This window comes from Rubrivivax gelatinosus (assembly GCF_004340905.1).
Classification (GTDB): Bacteria; Pseudomonadota; Gammaproteobacteria; order Burkholderiales; family Burkholderiaceae_C; genus Rubrivivax; species Rubrivivax gelatinosus.
The window spans coordinates 95,065-119,028 of record NZ_SLXD01000007.1 but is presented as its reverse complement, the minus strand read 5'-3'; the positions used below and the strand labels follow the sequence as shown (position 1 = coordinate 119,028).

Sequence of the window (23,964 nt, the reverse complement as noted above, 5' to 3'; positions counted from 1 at the left end):
GGGGGTCGGCACGGCCGTGCGGCCGCCGGGCGCTGCCTACAATGCCGCGCACCCCGGCTCCCGCGTCCCCGCCCCATGCGCCTGCTGTTCCGTGTGCTTGGCCTGCTGCTGATGGCAACGGCGGCGCTGCTGGCGGTGTCGCGTGCGCCCGACCGCAGCGTCGAGTCGCTGGTCGCCAACTGGGCGCCGCCGCCGTCGGACTTCGTCGACCTCGGCGGCCAGCTCGTGCACCTGCGCGACCAGGGCCCGCGCCACGGCGCCGCGCCGCTGGTGCTGCTGCACGGCACCTCGGCCAGCCTGCACACCTGGGAGGGCTGGGTGAATGCGATCGCCGCCCGGCGCCGCGTCATCACGCTGGACCTGCCGGGCTTCGGCCTCACCGGCCCCTGGGCCGGGCGCTACGCCGGCCAGCGCTACGACGGCGAGACCTACGCGCGTTTCGTGCTCGAACTGCTGGACCAGCTGGGCGTTCAGCGTTTTGCCGTCGGCGGCAACTCGCTGGGTGGCGAGGTCGCGTGGCGGCTGGCGGCGATGGCGCCGCAGCGCGTCGAACGCCTGATCCTGGTCGACGCCAGCGGCACCGTCTTCAAGTCCCAGGCCGCGCCGCTGGCCTGGCAGTTCGCGCGTGTGCCCGGCCTGGGCCGTGTCTTCGAGTGGGTGCTGCCGCGCACCGCGGTGGCCCAGGGCGTGGCCGGCGTCTACGGCGACCCGTCGCGCGTGACGCCGGAACTCGTCGACCGCTACTTCGAGCTGACGCTGCGCGAAGGCAACCGCCGCGCGCTGGTCGAGCGGCTGCGCATCGCGCGCTCGGGGGAAGACGCGAATCGAATCTCGACGCTGCGCCTGCCGACGCTGATCCTCTGGGGCGGGCGCGACCGGCTGATCCCGCCGTCGGCCGGCGAGGACTTCGCGCGCCGCATCCCCGGCAGCCGCCTGGTCGTCTTCCCGGCGCTCGGCCACGTGCCGCACGAGGAAGACCCGGCGCAGACGGCCGCGCCGGTCATGGAGTTCCTGGGACTCGATCGAAGCTGAGCCAGGTGCCGGCCAGGCCCTGCTGCTGCACGCCGGGCTGCGTCCAGTCGCAGACGCCGCCGCGGAAGATGCCCCGCAGACGCTGCCACTGCGCGGCGCTGAAGGCCACCGCGTAGTCGGCCCGATCGGGGGCCTTGCGCCGGCACTTGATGACGTCGGCGGCGATGCCCGCGCCGGCCTGCTCGCGCGGGAACGAGTGCACCGGATAGAGCGCGGCGCAGCTCGTCGCCGGGTCGCGCGTCTGCTGCTGGGCGATGAAACTCGGCTCGGCGTCGCGTGTCATGCAGCCTTCCTGCAGGTCGGCGGGTTTGTTCTGCACGACCTTGTCGATCGCCGGCAGCTCGCGCCCGTCGTCGTGGATGGCGCTGATCCAGCGGTCCAGCGCCAGCACCGAACGCTGCAGCAGCGGGCTCTGCGTGCTGTAGAGCCCGTAGCGGTTGTCCTCGACGAGCATCACGTGGTTGTCCGCCCGCCCGTTGGCCGCCTCCAGCCGCGCGCGCATCGAGAACGAGTGATAGCGCAGGTGGATGTCGCCGTTGGGCACGTCGTCGTTGTAGGCGCGGTAGTCGATGATCGGGATCGAGGCCAGCCCGCCGCCGCCGTTCGTCAGCCGGCCGCTGCGGTAGGCGGCGCGCGTGGCGACGAGGTCGGCGCGCGTGCGCTGCCCCGGTGGCAGGATGTTGGCGTCGGCGTCGAAGCCGGCGATGCGTTCGTTGAGGTCGAGGAACTGGTCGACCGAGATGACGCCGTCGTTGAGCGTCTGCAGCCCGTACTGGATGCCGACGTTGTCCAGCGGCCGGCGCGCGAAGCCGGTGGCCGGGTCGCGGCCGTAGACGTTGACCGTGTGGTCGTAGACGTCGCAGCGCGCGCCGCCGGGGTTGGCCACCGGGTCGTAGGCGAGTTCGGGCGGCAGCACGCCGCAGTGGGCGTCGGGGTCGATGCGGCGCGCGCCGACGGCGACGTTGGGCGCGGTCGCGTAGACGCCGAAGCCGGTGACGCGGCGCTTCTGCTCGTCGCTCCAGGCGAGCGTGCTGCGTTCGTTGAAGTAGTGGTCCAGCAGCCAGGCGTCGGTGATGAAGTGGATCGTGCCGAAACCGACCTCGGGGAAGCTGCAGCCCGGCAGGATGCCGTCGAGCAGGCCGGGGTAGTTGTCGGCGATCTGGTGCTGGGCGTAGGAACCGCCCGAGCAGCCGAAGCCCTGGGTGTGGCGCGGCGGGCCGTAGGCCTCGATGAAACGCTCCTTCACCATCATCATCGCCTCGGCCGCCAGCAGGTCGTTGCAGTTGTTGCCGAAGACGTTCAGCGACGAGGACGCGAGCGCGTAGCCGCTGCGCAGCAGGAAGTCGTCGGTGACGCCGCCGGTCGACGCGCCCTGGCGGTACCAGCCGCCGAAACAGCCACCGCCGAAGGTGTAGACCAGCCGCTGGTTCCAGGCCTGCGGCGGCTGGCGCCAGCTCGGCCCGGGCTCGGCGATCGGGTCGTGCAGCAGCGCGATCTGGTAGATGGCGCGGTCGACGGTGCCGGTCTCCAGCCGCACGATGTACGGCGCATCGTGGCCCAGCGTCGTCTTCGTCCAGACCAGGTCGGCCGGGTAGGCGGCGGTGCCGGCCGGCCAGGCGGCGAGCGCGCCGGCCGTCGTGCGGTAGAGGTAGTCGACGCGGCGTGCGATGGCGCAGTCCGGCGGACTCGACGGCCCCAGCGTGCCCAGCCCGGCCGGCAGCTGGAAGTTCTGCGTCTCGCAGACGAAGGGCTCCTGGCGCGGCCCCGAGAACACCGGCCCCTGCGCCGGATGGTTGACGAGCACGAAGGCCGCCGGCGCGCCGCGCGCGCCACGCACCGTCACCACGTTGCGCCCCAGCGCCAGGCCGTCGACCCGCCCGGTCAGCGTGTGCGCCGCCGGGTCGGTGACCCAGCCCTGGCCGATCTCGCGCCCGTTGACGGCCACCCGCACCCGAGACGGGTCGGCGCCTTCGGGCAGGCGCACGCGCAGCAGCGCGTCGCCGCCGGTGACCGAGTCGGCCCGGCCGGACAGCACGTCGAGCTCGAACGTCGTCGCCGCCAGCACGAACGCCGGCCAGACGAGCAGCCAGCACGCCAGCCACCCGGCGCGCCAGCCGCGGCTGCGCCTCCAATCCGTTTCGTTGGCCATCGTCGTCTCCGCGCCAGTCCCTCCAGCGCCGGACAAAGATCCCGCAGCCCGGGCGGCCGCGCCATGCGCGAAATCCCCGCCGTGCACAGGCCTGTGCCTTGCCCGCGCGCGGGCCAGCGGCGTGCCGCTCAGCCCAGCGTCGCCGGGTCCAGGTTGGCCCCGCAGACGACCACGGCGACGCGCTCGTGCGCGGCCGGCTTCACCGCGCCCGACCACAGCGCCGCCAGCGGCAGTGCGGCCGCCGGCTCGACCGCCAGGCGCAGCTCGCGCCACAGGCGAAGCTGGGCGGCGCGGATGGCTTCGTCATCGAGCAGCGTCGACACCAGCGGATGGCGCAACGCGACCTGCCAGGCGATGGCGCCGAGGCGGCGCGCGCCCAGCGAATCGGCGGCGACACCGCCGACCTCGACGTCGACCGGCTCGCCGGCGGCCAGCGCCGCGTGCAGCGTCGGCGCGCGTGCCGGCTCCAGGGCCTCGATGCGCGTGCGGCCCTCGAACCAGGCGGCGATGCCGGCCACCAGCCCGCCGCCGCCGACCGAGACCAGCAGCCGGTCGGGCACGCCGGCCTCGGCTTCGATCTCCGCGGCCAGCGTGCCGGCGCCGGCGACGACCTCGGGCTGGTCGTAGGCATGCATGACCAGCGCGCCGGTCTCGCGCTGGCGCTCGACGCTGGCCGCGTAGGCGTCGGCGTAGGCCGCGCCGTGCACGACGACACGCGCGCCCAGCACCGCCAGCGCGGCGCGTTTGGCGGCGCTGCTGACCTCGGGCACGAAGACCTCGCAGGGCAGGCCCAGCGCACGCGCCGCGGCGGCCACCGCGATGCCGGCGTTGCCGCCCGACGCGACGATCGCGCCGGCTGCGGGCACCGGCTGCGAACGCAGGCGGTTGAACATGCCACGCGCCTTGAAGCTGCCCGACAGCTGCAGCTGCTCGAGCTTCAGCCAGACCTCGGCGCAGTCCAGGCCCAGTGCGGCGCCGGGCAGGCGCCACAGTGGCGTGCGGCGCACGTCGGGCGCGATGCGGGCCGCGGCGGCGGCAATATCGTCTCGGGTCGGGATCTGCATCGGCCGATGCTAGCGGCGGCGCGCGCCCGGCGCCGGCACGCGGGTACAGTGGCCCGATGCCCTCCCCCGCCGTCCCCTCCGAAGAAGGCCTCGAATGGGCCCGGCGCCTGGTGCGCCTGGACACCGTCAGCGAACGCCCCAACCTGGCGCTGATCGAGACCGTCGCCGACCATCTGCGCACGCTGGGCGTGCCGATCCGCCTGACGCACGACGACAGCGGCCGCAAGGCCAACCTGTTCGCGACGATCGGCGCGCCGCGCGCCGGCGGCATCGTGCTCTCGGGCCACACCGACACCGTGCCCTGGGACGGCCAGGACTGGCACGACGAGCCGCTGTCGGCCCGCGTGCACGACGGCCGCCTCTGGGGCCGCGGCAGCGCCGACATGAAGGGCTTCATCGGCCTCGTCGTCGCGCGCACGAAGGCCTGGCTCGAAGCCGACCTGCCGCAGCCGCTGCACTACGCCTTCAGCTACGACGAGGAGGTCGGCTGCTTCGGCGTGCGCCACCTGATCGCCGACCTGCAGGAGGCCGGCATCGCACCCGCCGCCTGCATCGTCGGCGAGCCGACCGGGATGCTGCCGGCGCTGGCCCACAAGGGCGTGCACCGCTGGCGCTGCTGCGTGAAGGGGCGCGCCGCGCACTCGTCGCTGGCGCCGCGAGCGGTCAACGCGGTCGAGGCCGCGGCGCGGGTCGTGGCGGCGGTCGCCGACCTGGGCGAGACCTGGCGGCACGACGGGCCGTTCCACGAGGGTTTCGACGTCCCGCACGCCACGGCCTCGGTCGGCGTGATCACCGGCGGCATCGCCGACAACATCGTCGCCGAGGACTGCCGTTTCCACTACGAGTTCCGCGAGCTGCCCGGCCAGGACGCCGCGGCGATGCAGGCCCGCGTGCGCGCCGTGGCGGCGGCGCTGGAGCCGGCGATGCAGGCCATCGCCCCCGCGAGCGGCTTCGCCTTCGAGCCGATCTGCGCCATCCCGGCCTTCAGCGCCGGCGCCGACGAGCCCGCGGTGCGGCTGGCGCGGCGCCTGGCCGGCCACGGGCGCACGACGCTGGTCGCCTTCGGCACCGAGGCCGGCCTCTTCCAGCGCGCCGGCATCTCGACGGTGGTCTGCGGCCCGGGCTCGATCGCCCAGGCGCATCAGGCCGACGAGTACGTGACGCTGGAGCAGCTGGCGCGCTGCGAGGCCTTCCTCGACGGGCTCAGCCGGCCCGACGGCCCAGCGGCGGCTTGTTGAGCTCGGCCAGCACCTCGGACTTGAACTCGCGCCGGAACAGGATGGTCACGACGCAGAGCATGCCGACGATCATCGCCCACGGCGACAGGAACCAGGCGCAGGCGGCGAAGCTCATGTAGTAGGCACGCAGGCCGTCGTTGAAGGACTCGGCGGCCAGCCCCATCACGCGGCCGGCGCGCAGCGCGTAGGCCTCGCGTTCGGCGTCGTCGGCGAACTGGTCGGGCAGCGGCGCCGCGCCCACCAGGATCGCGCCGAAACCGTACTGGCGCAGGCTCCAGGTGCAGCGGAAGAAGGCGTAGACGAAGGTCGCCAGCAGCAGCAGGATCTTCAGGTCGAAGATCAGCACCGTGCTGTGGGTCGCGAATGGGATCTCGTGCACCAGGTCGCTGACGCGCTCGGCGCTGGACAGCACGGCGAACAGGCCGCCGATGATCAGGATCGTCGTCGAGGCGAAGAACGAGGGGCTGGAACTCAGCGCCTGCACGACGCCGGCGTCGACGATGCGGTTGTCGCGCCGCGCCATCTGCGTCATCCAGCGTGCACGTTCGCGGTTCGTCGCGCCCAGCACCGAAGGCCGGTGGCGCGCCCGGCGGCGCGCGAAGACCGCGTAGCCGATCCAGGCGACGAAGTAGAACGCGAGCGCCACCCAGTCGGCGGGCGGCATCTCGCGCAGCAGTTTGTTCAGGACATCCATCGGCGGCCGACTGTAACGGGCCGCGGCGACACGCGCCGCGGCCGAGGTTCAGCGCGCCAGGTCGAAAACCAGCACCTCGGCGCCGCTGCCGGCGTCGAGCACCAGGCGGGTCTCGCCGTCCAGCGTCAGCGCGTCGCCGGCGGCCAGCACGACGCCGTTGGCGCGCAGCGTGCCGCGCGCCAGGTGCACGTAGGCCAGGCGCTGCGGGTCGAGCTGGAGCTCGGCACGTTCTTCGCCGTCGAACAGCCCGGCGCGGATCGCCGCGTCGGCATGCACCGTCACCGAGCCTTCGCGGCCGTCTTGCGAGGCCACCAGGCGCAGCCGGCCGCGTTTGTCGGCGTCGTCGAAACGTTTGTGCTCGTAACCCGGGGCGGTGCCGGTGGCGCGAGGCAGCAGCCAGATCTGCAGGAAGTGCGTCGTGCTCTCGGCGTGGTTGTATTCGCTGTGGCGCACGCCGGTGCCGGCGCTCATGCGCTGGACCTCGCCGGGGCGGATGACGCCGCCCTCGCCGCCCAGGCTGTCGCGGTGCGCCAGCTCGCCTTCGAGCACGTAGCTGACGATCTCCATGTCGCGATGGCCGTGGGTGCCGAAACCGGTGCCGGGGGCGACGCGGTCGTCGTTGATGACGCGCAGGTTGCCCACGCCCATGTGCGCCGGGTCGTAGTAGTCGGCGAAGGAGAAGCTGTGCCAGCTCTTGAGCCAGCCGTGGTCCGCGTGGCCGCGGTCGGAGGATTTGCGGTGCGTGATCATGGGGATCACTGTAGGCACCGGCTCCCGGGGGCGGAGCGACGGTGCTTGAAGGTCCCGTTCAAATAAGATGAAGCCATGGCCGAACGACGTCAGGCGCTCACCCCCGAGGCGCTGCAGATGATGGACACGATCGCGCGTACCGGCAGTTTTGCCGCCGCGGCGCGCGAGCTGGGCAAGGTGCCGTCGGCACTGACCTACAGCGTGCGCCAGCTCGAGGACTCGCTGGACGTGCTGCTGTTCGACCGCAGCTCGCGCCAGGCGCAGCTCACCGCCGCCGGCACCGAGCTGCTGCACGAAGGCCGCCGGCTGCTGCAGGAGATCGACGCGGTGGCCAACCGCGTGCGCCGCGTCGCCAGCGGCTGGGAGACGACGCTGGCGATCAGCGTCGAGGACATCCTGTCGATGACGACGGTGTTCGAGCTCGTGCAGGCCTTCTGCGAGGTGCGCGACGGCTGCCCGGAGAACACGCGCGGCGGCCCGGCGACGCGGCTGCGGCTGCGCCACGACGTGCTCGCCGGCACCTGGGAGGCGCTGGTCTCGGGCCAGGTCGACCTGGCGATCGGCATCGCCGGTGAACACGCCAACCCGGGCGGCATCGAGATCCGGCCGCTGGGCGAGGTGGCCTTCGTCTTCGTCGTCGCGCCGCACCACCCGCTGGCCAAGGTCGAGGCCCCGCTGAGCGACGCCGAGCTGGTGCACCAGCGCGCCGTCGCGGTGGCCGACACTGCGCAGCGCATGGCGCCGGTCACCGTCAACCTGCTGCCCGGCCAGGACGTGCTGACGGTGTCGACGATGCGCACCAAGCTCGACGCGCTGCTGCGCGGCCTGGGCTGCGGCTTCGTGCCCGAGCCGATGGCCCGCGCCCACCTCGAGGCCGGCCACCTCGTCGCGCGCCAGACGCAGCGCGGCGGCCACACCGCGCGCCTGCACTACGCCTGGCGCGCCGAACGCGGCGCGCTCGGCCTGGGCCGCGCGCTGCAGTGGTGGCTGGGGCAGCTGGAAAGCCCGACGACGCGCCGCGCGCTGCTGGAACGCCACGCCGGTCCGCTGGACTGATGGCCCACCCCCGAAGCGCCTTCGGCGCTCCCCCTCAAGGGGGCGCCGCCAGTGACCCGGCAAAGCCGGGCCACGGCGTCCGCTTGATGCACCGTCGCACAGGCACCGCCATGGCGGTCGGCCGGCGCATCGACTAGTCGATCGTGTACCGCGGCCGCTTCGCCCCGTCGCCGACGGGCCCGCTGCACGCGGGCTCGCTGGTCGCCGCGCTCGCCAGTTGGCTGGATGCGCGTGCCCACGGCGGTGTCTGGCTGCTGCGCATCGAGGACGTCGACACGCCGCGCTGCGTGCCCGGTGCGGAGCGGCTGATCGTGCAGCAGCTCGCCGCCTGCGGCCTGGAGCCCGACGAGCCGCCCTGGCGCCAGTCCGAGCGTGGCGAGGCCTATGCCGACGCGCTGCAGCAGCTCGTCGCCGCCGGCCGCGCCTACCCCTGCGCCTGCACGCGCCGCGACATCGACGAGGCGCTGGCCGCGCGCGGCGTGGTGCACGAACGTTTTGCCGAACGTGTCTACCCCGGCAGCTGCCGCGGCGGCCTTCACGGCCGGCCGGCGCGTGCCTGGAGGCTGCGCGCCGACGGCCGCGGGCGCTGGGTCGACCGGCGCCTGGGCGAGGCGGTGCAGGACGTCGGCGCCGAGGTCGGCGACTTCGTGCTCAAGCGTGCCGACGGCCTCTGGGCCTACCAGCTCGCGGTCGTCGTCGACGACGCCGCGCAAGGCATCACCGACGTCGTGCGCGGCGAGGACCTGGCCGACAACACGCCGCGCCAGATCCTGCTGCAGCACGCGCTGGGCCTGCCGCGGCCGCGCTACCTGCACACCCCGCTGGTGCTGGGCGATGACGGCCACAAGCTGTCCAAGCAGAACGGCGCCGCACCGCTGGAGCTGGCCGAGCCGCTGGCCGCGCTGCGTGCCGCCGGCGCCGTGCTCGGCCTGCCGCCGCTGGCCGCCGAGGACGTGCAGGACTGGCTTGCCGCCGCGGTGCCCGCCTGGGCTGGCATCATCGCGGCCTTCGAAGACCGACCGAGGAAGACAACATGAGCCTGAAGATCGAGGACACCGTCGCCGGCAGCGGCGCCGAAGCCACCGCCGGCCAGCACGTCAAGGTGCACTACACCGGCTGGCTGCACGACCCGGCGGCCGCCGACGGCCGCGGCCGCAAGTTCGACTCCAGCAAGGACCGCGGCGAGCCCTTCGCGTTCGCGCTGGGCCGCGGCCACGTGATCCGCGGCTGGGACGAAGGCGTGGCCGGCATGAAGGTCGGCGGCACGCGCGTGCTGACGATCCCGCCCGAGATGGGTTATGGCGCGCGCGGCGCCGGCGGCGTGATCCCGCCGAACGCGACGCTGGTGTTCGAGGTGGAACTGCTCGGCGTCTGAGCCGGCGGCAGACGCCAAACAAAAAGGGCCGGCGGATGCCGGCCCTTTTGTCATCTGGACGCTGAGCGCGTTCAGGCTTCGCGCGGACGGCGCGGGCCCGGCTTGGGGCCGAACTTGCCGGCCGGCTTGCCACCGAACTTGCCTTCGGGCTTGGCGAAAGGCTTGCCGAAGGGCTTGCCGGCGCCGTGGCCGAAAGGTTTGCCCGGCGCCGCGCCGCGCTCGGCGCGGTCGCCGAACGAACGCGCCGGGGCGTCGAACGGGCCACGCGGCGCACGCGCGGCCGCGAAGCCTTCGTCGTGATGGGCACGCGGGCCGAAGGAGCGTTCGCCGTCGCGTTCACGCGCCGGGGCGCCGCCGCCGAAGGACTTGCCGGCGAACGACTTGCCGCCGAAAGGCTTGCCACCGCCGTGGAACGGCTTGCCGCCTTGCGGGCGACCGCCGAACCCGGCGCGCGGCGGACGCGCCTCGCGCATCGGCTCGGGCATCTTGGGCTCCAGGCCCTCGATCGTCGCCGACGGGATGCGCTGCGTCGTGAAGCGCTGGATGCGGTGGATCATGCCGGCGTCGCCACGTTCGGCCAGCGTCACCGCCAGGCCCGAGCGACCGGCGCGGCCGGTGCGGCCGATGCGGTGCACATAGTCCTCGGCCTTCATCGGCAGGCCGAAGTTGATGACGTGGCTGATCGTCGGCACGTCGATGCCGCGTGCGGCGACGTCGGTGGCGACGAGGATCTTCAGGTCGCGCGAACGCAGACCCTGCAGCACGCGGCTGCGCCGGCCCTGCGGGTGGCCGCCGTGCAGCGAGGCGACGTGGTGGCCCATCTCGGCCAGGCGGTCGGCGAGCCAGTCGGCGTCGCGCTGGGTGCTGGTGAAGACGACGGCCTGCTCGACGCTGCGCTCGGTCAGGATGTGGTCCAGCAACGCGTTCTTGTGGGCGAAGTTGTCGGCCCAGTGCAGGCGCTGCTCGATGTCGGCGTGCACGTCGGTGTGCGAGGCGATCTCGATGCGCTGCGGCTGGCGCAGCAGCTCCTCGGCCAGGCGGCCGACGTGGCCGGCGAAGGTGGCGCTGTACATCACCGTCTGGCGCGCGGCCGGGGTGGCGCTGGCGATGTGGTGGATGTCGTCGATGAAGCCCATGTCGAGCATGCGGTCGGCTTCGTCGAGCACCAGCATCTCGACGTTGGCCAGCACCGCGCGGCCGCTGGCCATGTGGTCCATCAGCCGGCCGGGGGTGGCGATCAGCACATCGAGCGGGCCGCGCAGCGCCTTCAGCTGCGCGCCGTAGGGCACGCCGCCGACGATGGTGGCCACGCGCAGGCCCTGGACGTGGCGGCCGTAGTCGTTGGTGGCCTTGGCGACCTGCATCGCCAGCTCGCGCGTCGGCGCCAGCACCAGGATGCGCGGGCCGCTGACGACGCCCTTCTCGCGGCGCGTGGCATCGCCGCGGGCGGCGAGGATGCGCGTCAGCGCGGGCAGCACGAAACTCGCGGTCTTGCCGCTGCCGGTGCTGCTGGAGACCATCAGGTCGGCGCCGGCCAGCGCCGGCGGAATGGCGCGCGACTGCACCTCGGTCGGGGTGGTGTAACCGGCGTCGGCCACGGCGCGGGCCAGGGCTTCGGGCAAGCCCAGGGTATCGAAACTCATTCGTCGTCTTTCGAGAGACAGGACGGCCGCCCCGGGCCAGCGGCCAGGGGGTTCACCATCCAGGGTGAAGTCGCATCCAACAAGGGGGCGACGGCATCGCCGCCGACCCGAGAGATGCGGCCGCAGGGCGCGGCACGACGAAAGGTCAGAGGGGATGAACGAACGGCGCCACATACGGACGCCGTGAACCCGCATTGTAGAGGATTTCCGGCTTTCGCGGGGAGCGCTACACTGCGCGGTGGTCGGCAGTTCACCCAGGCGTCGCCGCGCGGCCTCCACCGCGAGCTAAACCTGCCATCCTTCACCGTCTGACGAGGACAGCTTCATCACGCGAGCTGCGCCCCGCCGGCCAAGTCGGCGACCCCCGGCACCCCGTCCTCGGGGCTGGCGCCACGCTCGCGAGGAGCCCTGATGTCCCGTGAAGCCCTGCCCCTCGTGGCACCCGACCTGTCCGCCTTCGCCCGTTCGCTCGGGCAGGCACTGAAGACCCGCCCCGCGGCCGAACCACCCGGCCACGTCGAACTGCTGAACCTCATCGCACGCGCCGCCGGCCACCGCAACGTGCAGGCCTTGCGCGCCGCCACCGTGATGCCCTTGCCCGCCGCGCCACTGGCCGCCGAAGACCGCCCGGTGCTGCCGCTGACGGCCAACGCGCGCAAGGCGCTGATGCAGTTCGACAGCCGCGGCCGCCTGGTGCGCTGGCCGCACAAGTTCAGCGTGCAGCGCCTGGCGATGTGGGTGCTGTGGACGCTGTTCGACGGCCGCCGCCGCTACACCGAGCGCGAAGTCAACGCGATCCTGATGGCGGCCAACGCCTTCGGCGATCACGTCACGCTGCGCCGCGAACTCATCAACCACCGCCTGCTGGCGCGCAAGAGCGACTGCAGCGAGTACTGGAAGCTGCCCGCGCGCCCCGACGCCGAAGCGCAGGCGCTGGTGGCGGCCTGGCGCGCCAGCCGGCCGCGCCCATCACCGCGGCGCGAGCTCGCGGTCGAAGAACGCCCTCGCCCGCACCGCGGTGTCGGCGTGCAGCCGGGCGCGATCCAGCCCCGCCGGGTCGCGGCAGATCGTGGCGGAGAACAGGCGCCCGCGCAGGCCACAGCCCATCAGGAAGGCGTAGTGGGTGACGCCGGGCAGCCGCTCGACTGAGACGCCCGGCACGCCTCCCCAGGCGCGCAGGTCGGCGAGGTCGACCTGATCGTCCGCCTCGCCGACGACGACCTCGACCGGGACCGCCAGCGGCGCGAGCGAGACCGCGGCCGACATCGCCGGGGCGATGGCGAAAGCCGCACGTACGCGGGCGTCGTGCAGCTCGGCGTCGGCACGGGCGAGCGACGGCGCGAAGCCTTCGCTGCGCCACAGCGCGTCGACGTCGGCCAAGGTCCAGCGAGCCGCCGCTTCGGGCGGCAGCGCGCAGCCTGGGGTCGCGGGCGCGGCGGCGCAGGCCGCGCGCCAGGCCGCCCAGCGCGGCTGCGCGCCGACGCTCGCCAGCGCCGTCAGCCCGCCCAGCGAGAAGCCGGCGACGCCGATGCGCCCGACGTCGATGCGCGGTCCCCAGACGGGGTCGGCGAGCAGCCGGTCGACGGCCAGCCGCAAGTCCAGCGGCCGCTCCCACCAGGCGACGAAACCTTCCAGCCGCGTCTCGGGCTCGGTCGCGGTGTTGCCGTGATGGTTCAGCGCCGCGACCAGGTAACCCGCGGCGGCCAGCTCGTGCGCCAGCCAGCCCAGGCTGGCCGCCGAACCGCCGGTGCCGTGCGACAGCAGCACCAGCGGCCGGCGCCCCGGCGCCGGCGCGGCGCCGACGGCCACACGCAGCGGCTCGAAGGGCGGCACCCGCCAGTCTTCTTCGGTGGCGCCGTCGGCCGTCGGATACCAGAGCAATGCCGCGACCGGGCGCGGGCCGTCGGTGCCCCAGGCGGCACGCGCCGGGTCCTGCCAGCGCACGGCGGCCAGGCCGACCGTCGGCGCGGCCGCGCCGACGGTGGCCAGCGCGAGCGCCAGCGCGGCGCTACAGCGGCGCCACCGGGACGCAGATCTCGCAGCACAACCGGCCGCTGCCGGCGTCGAAGCCGCCATCGGGCGGGTAGCGCTCGAAACACGGCCGGGCGTCGAGCTGCAGGCCGGTGCCGGGCAGCCAGTCGCGCAGCAGCTGCGTCCAGCCGTCGCCGATGCGCTCGATCGGGCCGTCGTAGCGCAGCACGGCGTAGCGGCCGCCGGGCAGCTCGGCGACGAGTTCTTCGCGGCCCGGCGTCTCGCCATCGGCCAGCGCCACGCCGGCGTCGTAGCGGCAGGCCTCGGCGCGCATGACGCCAGGGTCGTCGTGGCTGATGCCATAGGTGATGCGCCCTTCTCGGCCGTGCAGCGCCAACCACGGGGCGACGCTGAGCGCCCAGAAGCGCCGCAGCGGCGCGCCGTAGGCTCCAAGGTGGCGCAGGTAGGCGATGCGCACGGGTGCAAGCTCAAGCAGTCGGACATCGGCGGAAGCCATGAGGTTCTTCATGCCGTCATCCTCGGCCGGCGCCGCCCGCCCGGCCTGACCGATCTTGCGATCGGCCTGATCGTCCTTGCGCTGCGCCGCACGCCAGACCGTGGGCGCGGCGCCGAAACGCGCGCGGAAGGCGCGTGTGAAGGCTTCGGCCGAGCCGAAGCCGACGCCCAGCGCCGCGTTCAACACCGACAGCCGCGGCTGAGCCAGAAGTTGCACCGCGGCGGTCTCGACACGCCGCCGGCGCACGTAGTCGGCCAGCGTCTCGCCGGTCCAGGCGGCGAACAGGCGGTGGAAGTGGAACGGCAAGAAGTTCGCCACCGCGGCCAGCGTCGCCAGGTCCAGCGTGCCGGCCAGGTGCGCGTCCACGTGCGCCAGCACGCGGTGCATGCGGCGCTCGAAATCCGCGCGCGGGCCGCTCACACGGCGAGGAAATGCTGCCGATAGTGCAGCAGTTCGTCGATCGACTCGTGGATGTCGGCCAGCGCGGTGTGCGCCTGGGCCTTCTTGAAGCCATCGAGCACCCCGGGCTTCCAGCGCCGCGCCAGCTCCTTGAGCGTGCTGACGTCGAGGTTGCGGTAGTGGAAGAAGGCCTCCAGCTTGGGCATGTCCTTGGCGAGGAAACGCCGGTCCTGGCAGATCGAGTTGCCGCACATCGGGCTCTTGCCGCGCGGCACGTAGCGCTGCAGGAACTCGATCGTCTGCGCCTCGGCCTCGGCCTCGTCGACGGTCGAGGCCTTGACGCGGTCGATCAGGCCGCTGCGGCCGTGCGTGCCCTTGTTCCAGGCGTCCATCGCGTCGAGCGTGGCGTCGCTCTGGTGCACCGCGAACACCGGGCCTTCGACACGCACCGTCAGCTGCGGGTCGGTGACGACGACCGCGATCTCGATGATGCGGTCGGTGGCGGGATACAGGCCCGTCATCTCGAGGTCGATCCAGATCAGGTTCTGATCGCTCGGGGCCAGCACGGTGTCGCTCATGGTCGGGGGGTCTTCAGGGGCAAACCGCGATTCTCGCCGAAGCCTACACTCGCGCCCCATGCATTCCCTCGTCGTCACGGCCGCGTTCGCGGCCGCGCTGCTGGCCTCGCTGGGCCTGAAGTTCTGGCTCGCGACACGCCAGGCGCGCCACGTCGCGCGCCACCGCGACGCGGTGCCGGCGCCCTTCGCCGGCACCGTCACCCCCGAAGCCCACCGCAAGGCCGCCGACTACACGCTGGCCAAGGGCCGTTTCGGCCTGCTGAGCACCGCTTTTTCGGGCGCCGTGCTGCTGGGCTGGACGCTGCTCGGCGGCCTGGATTCGCTGAACTCCGTGCTGCTCGGCACCGTCGGCGTCGAGTGGGGGCCGATGGCCTACCAGCTCGCGCTGCTGGCGGCCTTCGTGCTGATCGGCGCCGCGCTCGACGCACCGTTCGAGTGGTGGTCCACCTTCCGCATCGAGCAGCGTTTCGGCTTCAACCGCATGACGACCGGGCTGTGGCTGGCCGACCAGGCCAAGGGCCTGGCAGTCGGCGCGCTGATCGGCCTGCCGCTGGCGGCGCTGATCCTGTGGATCATGGGCGCCACCGGCGGGCTGTGGTGGCTGTGGGCCTGGGTCGCCTGGGTCGGCTTCAACCTGACGCTGCTGGTGCTGTATCCGACGGTGATCGCGCCGCTGTTCAACAAGTTCGAGCCGCTGGCCGACGAGGCACTGAAGGGCCGCGTGCAGGCGCTGATGCAGCGCTGCGGGTTCGCTGCCAAGGGGCTGTTCGTGATGGACGGCAGCCGGCGCTCGGCGCACGCCAACGCCTACTTCACCGGGCTGGGCGCGTCCAAGCGCGTGGTGTTCTTCGACACGCTGCTGTCGCGCCTGGCGCCGGCCGAGGTCGAGGCGGTGCTGGCGCACGAACTCGGCCACTTCAAGCGCCGCCACGTCGTCAAGCGCATGGCCGGCATCTTCGGCCTGAGCCTGGCCGGGCTGGCACTGCTGGGCTGGCTGGCCTCGCAGCCGGCCTTCTACCTGGGCCTGGGCGTGCGCCCCAACCTCGGCGCGCCCAACGACGCGCTGGCGCTGCTGCTGTTCATGCTGGCGCTGCCGCCCTTCACCTTCTTCGTCTCGCCGCTGGCCGCGGCGCTGTCGCGCAAGCACGAGTTCGAGGCCGACGCCTACGCCTGCGAGCAGGCCGACGGCCGCGCGCTCGCCAGCGCGCTGCTCAAGCTGCACGAGGACAACGCGTCGACACTGACGCCGGACCCGCTGTACGCGCGCTTCTACTATTCGCACCCGCCGGCCGGCGAACGCCTGGCGGCCCTGCCCGAGCCGGTCGCATCTTGAGCTTCGAGGCGCTGGACCAGGGGCTGGTGGTGGCGGCGCACGGCCGCCACGTCGTCGTCGAAACCCCCGACGGCGAACGCGTGCTGTGCCATCCGCGCGGCAAGAAGAGCGAGCTCGTCGTCGGCGACCGCGTGCGCTGGCTGCCGGCAGGCGACGAAGGCGTCATCGAACACCTCGAGGCGCGGCGCAACCTGCTGTTCCGCCAGGACGAGTGGCGCACCAAGTCGTTTGCCGCCAATCTGGACGCGGTGCTGGTGCTGGTCGCCGGCGAGCCGATGTTCAGCGAGTCGCAGCTCACGCGAGCGCTGATCGCCGCCGGCCAGGCCGGCATCCGGTGCTGGATCGGGCTGAACAAGACCGACCTGCCGGCCGCCGCCGACGCCCGCGCGCGGCTCGAGCCCTATCGACGCATGGGCATCGAGGTCGTCGAGCTGGCGCTGAAGGCCGCACCCGGGGCCGCCCGCGACGCGCTGGCGCCGCGGCTGGACGGCCGCACGACGCTGGTGCTGGGCCCCAGCGGCATGGGCAAGAGCACGCTGATCAACCTGCTGGTGCCGCAGGCCGCGGCCCAGGTCGGCGAGATCTCCAAGGCGCTGAAGTCCGGCCGCCACACGACGACGACGACGAGCTGGTACTGGCTGGACGACACCCGCCGCGGCGCGCTGATCGACTCGCCGGGCTTCCAGGAGTTCGGCCTGCGCCAGATCGCGCCCACCGAGCTGGCGACGCTGATGCCGGACTTCGCCGCCGCGCTGGGCGAATGCCGCTTCCACAACTGCAGCCACCGCCACGAACCCGGCTGCGGCGTGCGCGCGGCGCTGGCGCGCGGCGAGATCGCGCCAACGCGCTACCGGATCTACGAAGAGCTGTTCGACGAGCTGTCGGCCAGGCGCTGGTGAGGCCATGCCCGCCGTGGCACGCGACATCGTGCCCCGGCCTTCGACGGGCGAGCGATGCCCTGCGGCGTCGCAGGTCCCGTTTCAGCCGACGACGTTGGCCAGCGTGAGCAGCACCAGCAGCAGCATCCACAGCACGACCGAGCGCCAGACCAGGCCGACGACGCTCTGCAGGTGGCCGAGCTGCGGTGGTGCGCCCGGGGTCGAGCCTTCGGCGGCGACCGTGCCCGGTTCGGCACCGGCGACGAAGGTCTTGGAACGGTCGGGCGTGACGCCGGGCGCCGCGCTGCCACCGAGCTGCACGCCGACGGCGCCGGCCGCGGCGGCGAGGATGATGCCTTCGTTCGGGTACAGCCAGAGCGCCGCGTCACGGCGCCAGCCGCCGACCGCCTCCTCGAAGTTGCCGACCACCGCGAAGCCGAAGGCCGTCAGCCGCGCCGGCACGTGGTCGATGATCTCGAACCAGCGCCGCGACAGCGTCATCAGCCCTTCGCTGGTCGGCACGTCCATCGTGCGGTGGCGGAAGGCCCAGAAACGCGACGCGAACTCGGCCATGCGGTAGAGCACCGCGCCGGTCGGCCCCAGACCGAGCGCCGAGAAGACGACGAACCAGAAGAAGACGCCGAAGACGTGGCGGTGCGCGGCCAGCAGTGCGTGTTCGAGCACGTGGCGCAGCACCTCGGTGCGCGGCAGCTCGCTGGCGTCGAGGTGGCGCCACTCGGCCAGGCGCTGGCGCGCGAGGTTCTCGTCGCCGCGGTCCAGCGCGTCGCGGATGTCGGTGAAGTAGTGGCTGAACTGGCGGAAACCCAGCGTCAGGTACAGCAGCGCGACGTCGAACACCAGGGCCAGCAGCAAGCTGAAGTGCGAGATCGCCAGATAGGCGCCGGCCACGGCGACCGCGGGCACCAGCACCGCAACGCACCAGACGACCACCGTGTGGTGCGCCTTGCCGGCGTCGAAGTTGCGGCTCGCCCAGCGGACCCAGGCGACGAGCGCGTGATGGATCCCGTTGTCGCGCGGAAGCGGCTTGAGCTGCTCGATCAGCAGCGCGAACAGGACGGCGAAAAAACTCATCGGCTGACGATGATAAAGGCCGTGACTCAGCTCTCGGCGAGGAAGCCGTAGAGATTGCGCAGCATCGCCGCGGTGGCGCCCCAGATGAAGTGTTCGCCCCAGGGCATCGAGAGGAACTGGCGCCTCGCGCCGCCGGCCTCGAAGACGTGGCGCCGGTGGTTCGCCGGGTCCATCAGGAAGGCCAGCGGCACCTCGAACGCGGCGGCGACCTCGAAGGCGTCGAGCGTCAGCTCGAACGGCGGCGTGACGATGGCAACGACCGGCGTGACGACGAAATGCGTCACCGTCGTGTAGACCGGCAGGCAGCCGATGACCTCGACGTGCTGCGGCGCCAGGCCCACCTCTTCCTGCGCCTCTCGCAACGCGGTGGCCGCGGCGTCGGCGTCCTCCGGTTCGACGCGGCCACCGGGGAAGCTGATCTGCCCGGCATGGTCACGCAGGTGCTCGGTGCGGCGCGTCAGCAGCACCGTGGCTCCGCCTTCGCGGTCGACCACCGCCACCAGCACGGCGGCGGCAGCCGAGGGTCGGTCGTCCGTCGGGCGGCCGTCGCCGGCGAGTTCGGGCGTCCAGGCGCCCGGCGCGGAAAAACGCCGGCGCAGCGCGGCCGGCGTCAGGCGCTCGGGCGGCAGCGGCGGCAGATGCGCGTCGACTCCGGCAACCGGGATGGCCTGCGGGTGCAGGATGCGCGGCGGCGTCATCGCGGCGCGCAAACGAAAAAGGCGCCGCAACGCGGCGCCTCTTGGCGATCGGGCCGTCCGGCACAGCCGGGACGACCCGGCATCACGCCAGCTTTTCCTTGATGCGCGCGCTCTTGCCGCTGCGCTCGCGCAGGAAGTACAGCTTGGCGCGGCGCACGTCGCCGCGGCGCTTGACTTCGATCGAGGCGATCAGCGGGCTGTACAGCTGGAACGTCCGTTCCACGCCTTCGCCGCTGGAGATCTTGCGGACGATGAAGCTGCTGTTGATGCCGCGGTTGCGCTTGGCAATGACGACGCCTTCGTAGGCCTGCACGCGCTTGCGGGTGCCTTCGACGACGTTGACGTTGACGATGACGGTGTCGCCGGGGGCGAAGGCCGGGATCGTCTTGCCCAGGCGGGCGATCTCTTCCTGCTCGAGGGTCTCGATGAGGTTCAAGGTTTTCTCCGATGGCGATCGTGCGCGGGGGTTGTGGATCGGAATGTCGGCAGGCCCGGCCACGCGGCCGGCCCACCGGTTGCCCGGCAGAGGATCGAAAAGCCCTCGATTATAGCTCGAGGGCAGACAGGTAACGCTCGTCGGCGCGTGAAAGACGCCCGGCGGCGCGTGCCGCGGCGATCAGGTCGGGGCGCCGGCGGGCCGTGCGCTCCAGCGAGCGCTCGCGCCGCCAGCGGGAGATCTCGCCGTGATGCCCCGACAGCAGCACCGCCGGCACCGCCAGTTCCTCGCCGTCGAGCGACAGGCGCTCGGGGCGGCTGTACGACGGCCCTTCGAGCAGGCCGTCGCCGAAGCTGTCCTGCTCGTGCGACGGCGCCGGGATGACACCGTACTGCAGCCGCGCGACGGCGTCGAGCAGAGCCAGCGCCGGCAGCTCGCCGCCGGACAGCACGAAGTCGCCGAGGCTGATCTCGTGGGTCACGCGGCGGTCGATGAAACGCTGGTCGATGCCTTCGTAGCGCCCGCACAGCAGCACCGCGCCGGGGCCGGCAGCGAACTCCTGCACGACGGCCTGGTCCAGGCGGCGGCCGGTGGGCGTGAAGTGCACGACAGGCACGTCGCCGCGTTCGGCGCGCACCGCGTCGAGCGCGCGCAGCAGCGGCTCGACCAGCATCACCATGCCCGGGCCGCCGCCGTAGGGACGGTCGTCGATGCGGCGATAGGTGTCGTCGGCGAAGTCGCGCAGCTGCCACAGCCGCACGTCGACGAGACCGGAGGTGAACGCACGCCGCGTGATGCCCACCGCGAGATGGGGGGCGAAGAGTTCGGGGAACAGCGTGACGACGTCGAAGCGCATCGGCTTCGCCGTCAGAAATCGGCTTCCCAGTCGACGTGGATCGTGCGGCCGGCGAGGTCGACACGGTCGACATAGGCGGCCACGAACGGGATCAGGACCTCGTCGGCCGTCTCGTCGGCGGGCTGAACGCGCAGCACGCAGTGCGGGCCGGTCTCGACCAGGCCGACGACGCGGCCGAGCACGAGCCCAGCGCGATCGTGCACGTCCAGGCCGATCAGGTCGACCCAGTAAAACTCGTCCTCGTCGGGCGTCGGGAAGCTGGAGCGCGCCACGAAGATGCGCGCGCCGGCCAGCGCCTGGGCCAGGTCGCGATCGGCCAGGTCGTGGATCGTCGCGACGACGACATCACCCTGCTCGCGCGCGGAAGCCACGCGCAGCAGTGCCGGCACCTGGTGCCCGGGCTTGGCCTCGGACGGCTCCAGGAACCAGCGCTTGGAGGAGAACAGCGCCTGCGGGTCGGACGAGAAAGGCTTGACCTTGATCCCGCCCTTGACGCCCCAGGCGCCGAGCACGCGGCCCACCTCGATGGCGTCGGCCGGCCGGGGTGGCGCGTCGGGCGCCGTCAGCGGTGACGTCGAGGTGACCACGGCCATGCGGCTTTAGACCGCCTTCTTGGCCTGGACGACCAGACGGGCAACGGTCGGCGACAGTTGCGCGCCGACGCCGGCCCAGTAGGTCACGCGGTCGAGCGCGAGGCGCAGACCTTCTTCGGCGCCCGAGGCCATCGGGTTGTAGAAACCCACGCGCTCGATGAAGCGGCCGTCGCGACGCTCGCGCGAGTCGGCGACGACGATGTTGTAGAACGGGCGCTTCTTCGCGCCGCCACGGGCCAGACGGATCACGACCATGTCGGAATTCCTGATGTGTGAGGCGACCGCCGCACCGCTGAGGACACGTCCAGCTGCGGGCAATCAAAGAGTACGTCTTCGGGCCCCGTAGATACGCGCCGTCAGTCTCATGCCTGCTGTTCGCTCGCATGAAACTGCCCAAAGCCGGCGCCGGGAACCGCGCATTATAAACTCGACTCGACCGGAAGCGACAAGCCGCGGCGCGAGCCGACTTCCGGGCACCGTTCACACCACGCGCCGCCGCCTTCCGCACCGTCTTCAATCCCGCATGAGCACCGGACCGATCGTCATCCGCCCCAGCACCGACGCCGACGTCGGCGCGATCACCGCCATCTACGCCCACCACGTGCAGCACGGCACCGGCACCTTCGAGACCGAAGCGCCGGCCGAAGCCGAGATGGCCCGCCGCCGCGCCGACGTCACCGCCAAGGGCCTGCCCTGGCTCGTCGCCGAGGAAGGCGGCCGCGTCGTCGGCTACGCCTACGCCAACCACTTCCGCCCGCGCCCGGCCTACCGCTTCTGCGTCGAGGACTCGATCTACGTCCACCACGAAGCCGCCGGCCGCGGCCTGGGCCGGCTGCTGCTGGCCGAACTGATCGCACGCTGCGAGGCCGTCGGCGCGCGCCAGATGCTCGCCATCATCGGCGACTCGGAGAACGTCGGCTCGATCGGGCTGCACCAGGCGCTGGGCTTCGAGCCCGCAGGCATCCTGCGTGCCGCGGGCTGGAAGCACGGCCGCTGGCTCGACGTCCCGCTGATGCAGCGCGCGCTGGGCCCCGGCGAGGAAAGCGCGCCCGAGTGAGGCAAGAAGGAGCGGGATGAGGCGCTACCGCTCCAAGACCGCCGCAGCCTGGCTGGCGTTTGCGCTCGGCGCCTTCGGCGCCCACCGCTTCTACCTGCACGGGCCGCGCGACGCGCCTGGCTGGCTGCATCTGCCGCCCACCGCGGCCGGACTGGCAGGCGCCGTGCGCCTGCAGACCCTGGGCCAGGACGACCGCGCCGCCTGGCTGCTGCTGCCGCTGCTGGGGCTGATGCTGTCGCAGGCGATGCTGTGCGCGATGGTCCTCGCACTGACGCCCGACGAGCGCTGGGACGCACGCCACAACCCGGGCCGCCCCGGCCGCAGGACCGGCTGGGCACCGGTGCTGGCGGCGATCGTGGCGCTGATGGTCGGCGGCGTGGTGCTCACGAGCACCGTCGCCTACGGCGGCCAGAAGTTCTTCGAGTGGCAGCTCGGCCCCGGGGCCGAGCCACCTGGCCCTCAGAAGAGGTAGTTGCTGAGCGCGTAGAAGACGGCGGCAATGAAGGCCGTCGCCGGGATCGTGAAGATCCACGCCAGCACGATGTTGCCCGCCAGCCCCCAGCGCACCGCCGAGGCGCTGCGCACCGAGCCGACACCGTAGATCGCGCCGGTGATCGTGTGCGTGGTCGACACCGGCACGCCCAGCGCCGTGGCCATGAACAGCGTCACCGCCCCGCCGGCCTCGGCGCAGAAGCCGCCCACCGGCTTGAGCTTGGTGATGCGCTGGCCCATGGTCTTGACGATGCGCCAGCCGCCGAACAGCGTGCCCAGGCCGATCGCGACGTAGCACGACCAGATGACCCACATCGGCGGCATGTGGTCGCTGGCACTGGCATAGCCCGAAGCGATCAGCAGCAGCCAGATGATGCCGATCGTCTTCTGCGCGTCGTTGCCGCCGTGGCCCAGCGAGTACATGCCCGCGGAGACCAGCTGCAGCCGCCTGAACGTGTTGTCGACCTTCAATGGCGAGGATCTTCGACAGATCCAGGCCACCGCCACCATGATCAGCGAGCCGAGCAGGAAGCCCAGCACCGGCGAGATGAAGATGAAGGCCACCGTCTTGATCAGGCCCGAGGCCACCAGCGGGCCGCTGCCGGCCTTGGAGATGGTGGCACCGACGATGCCGCCGATGAGCGCGTGCGAGCTCGACGACGGGATGCCGTACCACCAGGTGATCACGTTCCAGGCGATCGCCCCGACCAGTGCGCCGAAGATGACGTGCTGGTCGACGATGCCCGGCTCGACGATGCCCTTGCCGACGGTCGCGGCGACCTTCAGCTGGAACACCGCGATGGCGAGGATGTTGAAGAACGCGGCGAACGCCACCGCCTGCTGCGGCTTGAGAACGCCCGTGGACACGACGGTGGCGATGGAGTTCGCCGCATCGTGGAAACCATTCATGAAGTCGAAGACGAGCGCCAGAACGACGAGCATCACCACGACCCAGAAGCCGACCGGAAGTGCATCCATGTGAGGGACCGTCCGGCGGTCAGGAATTCTCGAGGACGATGCCTTCGATCAGGTTGGCGACGTCTTCGCAGCGGTCGGAGATCGACTCCAGGTGTTCGTAGACGGCCTTCAGCTTGATCAGTTCGCGCGTGTCGACCTCTTCCCGGAACAGGCGCGACATCGCCGAGCGCATGACGCGGTCGGCGTCGGACTCGAGCCGGTCGATCTCCTCGCAGGTCTTGATCGCGGACTCGGCGGTGGCCTGGTCACGCAGGTTCGGCAGCAGCGAGACGACGTGCTGCACGCGTTCGCAGCAGCGCACCGAGATCTCGGTGAGCCGGATCACGTCCTCGCTGACGTGCTGCAGGTCGTACAGCGACATCACTTCCGACGAGTCCTGCAGCAGGTCGACGATGTCGTCCATCGAGTTGATCAGCGCGTGGATCTGCTCGCGGTCCAGCGGCGTGATGAAGGTGCGGTGCAGCGCGCGGTTGACCTCGGCGGTCACCTTGTCGGCCGAACGTTCGGCGGCGATCACGTCGGCGCTGTGCTTTTCGCGCGCCAGGGGGTCCGAGTAGTGCTGGACCAGCAGCATGAAGGCTCGTGCGCCCTCGACGACGAAGGCGCCGTGCTGGTTGAAGAGTTCGAAGAAGTTGCCTTCTCGTGGAAGCAGCTTGCCAAAAAACATGCGGTCTCCGGTGGGATCACCGGCCGGATCGTGAATCCGCGATTCTAGAACGGTGACAGTTTCATGACCGGAAGATGAAATAGACGGCACCCACCAGGCACAGCCCGGCCCACAGGTAGTCCAGCTTCAGCGGCTGATCCATGTAGAAGACCGCGAAGGGCACGAAGATCGCCAGCGTGATGACTTCCTGGCCGATCTTCAGCTGCGCCAGGCTCAGCCCGCCGGCGTAGCCGATGCGGTTGGCCGGCACCTGCAGCAGGTACTCGAAGAGCGCGATGCCCCAGCTGATCAGCGCCGCGACGATCCAGGGCTTGCCGGACAGCGACTTCAGGTGCCCGTACCAGGCAAACGTCATGAACAGGTTGGACAGGGCGAGCAGCGCGAAGGTCTGCACCGGTACCGGCAGGGAGTTCATCGT

At 72.0% G+C, this 23,964-nt stretch carries 26 protein-coding genes and 1 pseudogene; 10 read left to right on the top strand and 17 right to left on the bottom strand.

The features are described from left to right. Window positions 1–75 precede the first annotated feature (75 nt). Window positions 76–1,032: an alpha/beta fold hydrolase gene (locus EV684_RS12360; RefSeq protein WP_132647589.1), complete on the top strand. Its 957-nt coding sequence runs from the start codon at window positions 76–78 to the stop codon at window positions 1,030–1,032. Here the strand turns inward: EV684_RS12360 and EV684_RS12355 are convergent. Then, the gene (locus EV684_RS12355) at window positions 1,001–3,181 is read right to left on the bottom strand and encodes a DUF6351 family protein (RefSeq protein WP_200222306.1); all 2,181 of its coding nucleotides are present in this window, start codon (window positions 3,179–3,181) and stop codon (window positions 1,001–1,003) included. The two genes, EV684_RS12360 and EV684_RS12355, sit on opposite strands and share 32 nt — an antisense overlap. 128 nt (window positions 3,182–3,309) lie before the next feature. Then, window positions 3,310–4,245: a threonine/serine dehydratase gene (locus EV684_RS12350; protein WP_132647588.1), complete on the bottom strand. Its 936-nt coding sequence runs from the start codon at window positions 4,243–4,245 to the stop codon at window positions 3,310–3,312. Between the two features lie 56 nt (window positions 4,246–4,301). Here EV684_RS12350 and argE point away from each other — a divergent pair, with 56 nt between their 5' ends. Next, the gene (argE, locus tag EV684_RS12345) at window positions 4,302–5,483 is read left to right on the top strand and encodes an acetylornithine deacetylase (RefSeq protein WP_132647587.1); all 1,182 of its coding nucleotides are present in this window, start codon (window positions 4,302–4,304) and stop codon (window positions 5,481–5,483) included. Here the strand turns inward: argE and EV684_RS12340 are convergent. After that, on the bottom strand, window positions 5,449–6,177 hold the full coding sequence (locus EV684_RS12340) for a DUF599 domain-containing protein (protein WP_132647586.1): 729 nt from the start codon (window positions 6,175–6,177) through the stop codon (window positions 5,449–5,451). The genes argE and EV684_RS12340 overlap by 35 nt on opposite strands. Before the next feature lie 48 nt (window positions 6,178–6,225). After that, on the bottom strand, window positions 6,226–6,927 hold the full coding sequence (locus EV684_RS12335; RefSeq protein WP_132647585.1) for a pirin family protein: 702 nt from the start codon (window positions 6,925–6,927) through the stop codon (window positions 6,226–6,228). A gap of 75 nt (window positions 6,928–7,002) precedes the next feature. Here EV684_RS12335 and EV684_RS12330 point away from each other — a divergent pair, with 75 nt between their 5' ends. The 3 genes from EV684_RS12330 (at window position 7,003) to EV684_RS12320 (ending at window position 9,358) form a co-directional block, all read left to right on the top strand. Then, window positions 7,003–7,983, top strand: coding sequence for a LysR family transcriptional regulator (locus EV684_RS12330; RefSeq protein WP_132647584.1), 981 nt, complete (start codon window positions 7,003–7,005; stop codon window positions 7,981–7,983). A 143-nt stretch (window positions 7,984–8,126) separates the two neighbouring features. Then, window positions 8,127–9,020 carry a tRNA glutamyl-Q(34) synthetase GluQRS gene (gene gluQRS / locus EV684_RS12325; protein ID WP_132647583.1) on the top strand — a complete coding sequence of 298 codons (894 nt, stop codon included), beginning with the start codon at window positions 8,127–8,129 and terminating at the stop codon, window positions 9,018–9,020. Further along, a complete protein-coding gene (locus tag EV684_RS12320; RefSeq protein WP_132647582.1) occupies window positions 9,017–9,358 on the top strand; it encodes an FKBP-type peptidyl-prolyl cis-trans isomerase in 342 nt (113 codons plus the stop codon). Before gluQRS ends, EV684_RS12320 begins: the two co-directional genes overlap by 4 nt. Window positions 9,359–9,429: 71 nt before the next feature. On the opposite strand, the gene EV684_RS12315 is transcribed toward EV684_RS12320, so the two are convergent. Continuing rightward, window positions 9,430–11,001 (bottom strand): DEAD/DEAH box helicase, encoded by a 1,572-nt coding sequence (locus EV684_RS12315; RefSeq protein WP_132647581.1) that lies wholly within the window; start codon window positions 10,999–11,001, stop codon window positions 9,430–9,432. Between the two features lie 411 nt (window positions 11,002–11,412). Between EV684_RS12315 and EV684_RS24680 the strand changes: the two genes are divergently transcribed. Then, a complete protein-coding gene (locus EV684_RS24680) occupies window positions 11,413–12,150 on the top strand; it encodes a DUF2087 domain-containing protein (RefSeq protein WP_242478450.1) in 738 nt (245 codons plus the stop codon). 123 nt (window positions 12,151–12,273) lie between these two features. On the opposite strand, the pseudogene EV684_RS12305 reads toward EV684_RS24680, so the two are convergent. The 3 genes and pseudogenes from EV684_RS12305 to orn form a co-directional block, all read right to left on the bottom strand. Next, window positions 12,274–13,077 (bottom strand): annotated as a pseudogene (locus EV684_RS12305) (alpha/beta hydrolase family protein); the annotation flags it as partial. Next, window positions 13,010–13,876, bottom strand: a complete 867-nt coding sequence (locus tag EV684_RS12300) for an AraC family transcriptional regulator (protein ID WP_132647579.1) — start codon at window positions 13,874–13,876, stop codon at window positions 13,010–13,012. The pseudogene EV684_RS12305 and the gene EV684_RS12300, both read right to left, overlap by 68 nt. A gap of 29 nt (window positions 13,877–13,905) precedes the next feature. Further along, window positions 13,906–14,466 carry an oligoribonuclease gene (gene orn, locus EV684_RS12295; protein ID WP_132647578.1) on the bottom strand — a complete coding sequence of 187 codons (561 nt, stop codon included), beginning with the start codon at window positions 14,464–14,466 and terminating at the stop codon, window positions 13,906–13,908. A 58-nt stretch (window positions 14,467–14,524) separates the two neighbouring features. Between orn and EV684_RS12290 the strand changes: the two genes are divergently transcribed. Then, window positions 14,525–15,799 carry a M48 family metallopeptidase gene (locus EV684_RS12290; RefSeq protein WP_132647577.1) on the top strand — a complete coding sequence of 425 codons (1,275 nt, stop codon included), beginning with the start codon at window positions 14,525–14,527 and terminating at the stop codon, window positions 15,797–15,799. After that, window positions 15,796–16,698 carry a ribosome small subunit-dependent GTPase A gene (rsgA, locus tag EV684_RS12285; RefSeq protein ID WP_132647576.1) on the top strand — a complete coding sequence of 301 codons (903 nt, stop codon included), beginning with the start codon at window positions 15,796–15,798 and terminating at the stop codon, window positions 16,696–16,698. The genes EV684_RS12290 and rsgA overlap by 4 nt, the downstream gene beginning before the upstream one ends. A gap of 81 nt (window positions 16,699–16,779) precedes the next feature. On the opposite strand, the gene EV684_RS12280 is transcribed toward rsgA, so the two are convergent. From EV684_RS12280 to rpsP, 6 genes are all read right to left on the bottom strand, one after another. After that, complete coding sequence (locus EV684_RS12280; RefSeq protein ID WP_132647575.1) at window positions 16,780–17,769, bottom strand: CobD/CbiB family protein; 990 nt, start codon at window positions 17,767–17,769, stop codon at window positions 16,780–16,782. A 26-nt stretch (window positions 17,770–17,795) separates the two neighbouring features. After that, window positions 17,796–18,467, bottom strand: a complete 672-nt coding sequence (locus EV684_RS12275; protein WP_132647574.1) for a CoA pyrophosphatase — start codon at window positions 18,465–18,467, stop codon at window positions 17,796–17,798. Window positions 18,468–18,549: 82 nt separating this feature from the next. Further along, window positions 18,550–18,903, bottom strand: coding sequence for a 50S ribosomal protein L19 (gene rplS / locus EV684_RS12270; protein ID WP_132647573.1), 354 nt, complete (start codon window positions 18,901–18,903; stop codon window positions 18,550–18,552). A gap of 109 nt (window positions 18,904–19,012) precedes the next feature. Continuing rightward, complete coding sequence (trmD, locus tag EV684_RS12265; protein ID WP_132647572.1) at window positions 19,013–19,759, bottom strand: tRNA (guanosine(37)-N1)-methyltransferase TrmD; 747 nt, start codon at window positions 19,757–19,759, stop codon at window positions 19,013–19,015. A gap of 11 nt (window positions 19,760–19,770) precedes the next feature. Further along, window positions 19,771–20,352: a ribosome maturation factor RimM gene (gene rimM, locus EV684_RS12260; protein ID WP_132647571.1), complete on the bottom strand. Its 582-nt coding sequence runs from the start codon at window positions 20,350–20,352 to the stop codon at window positions 19,771–19,773. Window positions 20,353–20,358: 6 nt separating this feature from the next. After that, window positions 20,359–20,607, bottom strand: a complete 249-nt coding sequence (gene rpsP / locus EV684_RS12255) for a 30S ribosomal protein S16 (protein ID WP_132647570.1) — start codon at window positions 20,605–20,607, stop codon at window positions 20,359–20,361. Between the two features lie 268 nt (window positions 20,608–20,875). Between rpsP and EV684_RS12250 the strand changes: the two genes are divergently transcribed. Next, window positions 20,876–21,409, top strand: coding sequence for a GNAT family N-acetyltransferase (locus EV684_RS12250; RefSeq protein ID WP_132647569.1), 534 nt, complete (start codon window positions 20,876–20,878; stop codon window positions 21,407–21,409). A gap of 16 nt (window positions 21,410–21,425) precedes the next feature. Further along, window positions 21,426–21,881 (top strand): TM2 domain-containing protein, encoded by a 456-nt coding sequence (locus EV684_RS12245; protein ID WP_132647568.1) that lies wholly within the window; start codon window positions 21,426–21,428, stop codon window positions 21,879–21,881. Here EV684_RS12245 and EV684_RS12240 read toward each other — a convergent pair. The 3 genes from EV684_RS12240 to EV684_RS12230 all read right to left on the bottom strand — a co-directional run bounded on the left by EV684_RS12240 (window position 21,869) and on the right by EV684_RS12230 (window position 23,961). Next, window positions 21,869–22,879, bottom strand: coding sequence for an inorganic phosphate transporter (locus EV684_RS12240; protein WP_132647567.1), 1,011 nt, complete (start codon window positions 22,877–22,879; stop codon window positions 21,869–21,871). The genes EV684_RS12245 and EV684_RS12240 overlap by 13 nt on opposite strands. Window positions 22,880–22,898: 19 nt before the next feature. Beyond that, window positions 22,899–23,546: a DUF47 domain-containing protein gene (locus tag EV684_RS12235; RefSeq protein ID WP_132647566.1), complete on the bottom strand. Its 648-nt coding sequence runs from the start codon at window positions 23,544–23,546 to the stop codon at window positions 22,899–22,901. Between the two features lie 61 nt (window positions 23,547–23,607). Then, window positions 23,608–23,961: a DMT family protein gene (locus tag EV684_RS12230; RefSeq protein WP_200222305.1), complete on the bottom strand. Its 354-nt coding sequence runs from the start codon at window positions 23,959–23,961 to the stop codon at window positions 23,608–23,610. Between the last annotated feature and the right edge of the window lie 3 nt (window positions 23,962–23,964).

Coding starts and splice junctions, on each gene's coding strand:
- EV684_RS12360 (WP_132647589.1), top strand. CDS start 76: ATGCGCCTGCTGTTCCGTGTGCTTGGCCTGCTGCTGATGGCAACGGCG.
- EV684_RS12355 (WP_200222306.1), bottom strand. CDS start 3,181: ATGGCCAACGAAACGGATTGGAGGCGCAGCCGCGGCTGGCGCGCCGGG.
- EV684_RS12350 (WP_132647588.1), bottom strand. CDS start 4,245: ATGCAGATCCCGACCCGAGACGATATTGCCGCCGCCGCGGCCCGCATC.
- argE (WP_132647587.1), top strand. CDS start 4,302: ATGCCCTCCCCCGCCGTCCCCTCCGAAGAAGGCCTCGAATGGGCCCGG.
- EV684_RS12340 (WP_132647586.1), bottom strand. CDS start 6,177: ATGGATGTCCTGAACAAACTGCTGCGCGAGATGCCGCCCGCCGACTGG.
- EV684_RS12335 (WP_132647585.1), bottom strand. CDS start 6,927: ATGATCACGCACCGCAAATCCTCCGACCGCGGCCACGCGGACCACGGC.
- EV684_RS12330 (WP_132647584.1), top strand. CDS start 7,003: ATGGCCGAACGACGTCAGGCGCTCACCCCCGAGGCGCTGCAGATGATG.
- EV684_RS12320 (WP_132647582.1), top strand. CDS start 9,017: ATGAGCCTGAAGATCGAGGACACCGTCGCCGGCAGCGGCGCCGAAGCC.
- EV684_RS12315 (WP_132647581.1), bottom strand. CDS start 11,001: ATGAGTTTCGATACCCTGGGCTTGCCCGAAGCCCTGGCCCGCGCCGTG.
- EV684_RS24680 (WP_242478450.1), top strand. CDS start 11,413: ATGTCCCGTGAAGCCCTGCCCCTCGTGGCACCCGACCTGTCCGCCTTC.
- EV684_RS12300 (WP_132647579.1), bottom strand. CDS start 13,876: ATGCACCGCGTGCTGGCGCACGTGGACGCGCACCTGGCCGGCACGCTG.
- orn (WP_132647578.1), bottom strand. CDS start 14,466: ATGAGCGACACCGTGCTGGCCCCGAGCGATCAGAACCTGATCTGGATC.
- EV684_RS12290 (WP_132647577.1), top strand. CDS start 14,525: ATGCATTCCCTCGTCGTCACGGCCGCGTTCGCGGCCGCGCTGCTGGCC.
- EV684_RS12280 (WP_132647575.1), bottom strand. CDS start 17,769: ATGAGTTTTTTCGCCGTCCTGTTCGCGCTGCTGATCGAGCAGCTCAAG.
- EV684_RS12275 (WP_132647574.1), bottom strand. CDS start 18,467: ATGACGCCGCCGCGCATCCTGCACCCGCAGGCCATCCCGGTTGCCGGA.
- trmD (WP_132647572.1), bottom strand. CDS start 19,759: ATGCGCTTCGACGTCGTCACGCTGTTCCCCGAACTCTTCGCCCCCCAT.
- rimM (WP_132647571.1), bottom strand. CDS start 20,352: ATGGCCGTGGTCACCTCGACGTCACCGCTGACGGCGCCCGACGCGCCA.
- rpsP (WP_132647570.1), bottom strand. CDS start 20,607: ATGGTCGTGATCCGTCTGGCCCGTGGCGGCGCGAAGAAGCGCCCGTTC.
- EV684_RS12250 (WP_132647569.1), top strand. CDS start 20,876: ATGAGCACCGGACCGATCGTCATCCGCCCCAGCACCGACGCCGACGTC.
- EV684_RS12245 (WP_132647568.1), top strand. CDS start 21,426: ATGAGGCGCTACCGCTCCAAGACCGCCGCAGCCTGGCTGGCGTTTGCG.
- EV684_RS12240 (WP_132647567.1), bottom strand. CDS start 22,879: ATGGATGCACTTCCGGTCGGCTTCTGGGTCGTGGTGATGCTCGTCGTT.
- EV684_RS12235 (WP_132647566.1), bottom strand. CDS start 23,546: ATGTTTTTTGGCAAGCTGCTTCCACGAGAAGGCAACTTCTTCGAACTC.
- EV684_RS12230 (WP_200222305.1), bottom strand. CDS start 23,961: ATGAACTCCCTGCCGGTACCGGTGCAGACCTTCGCGCTGCTCGCCCTG.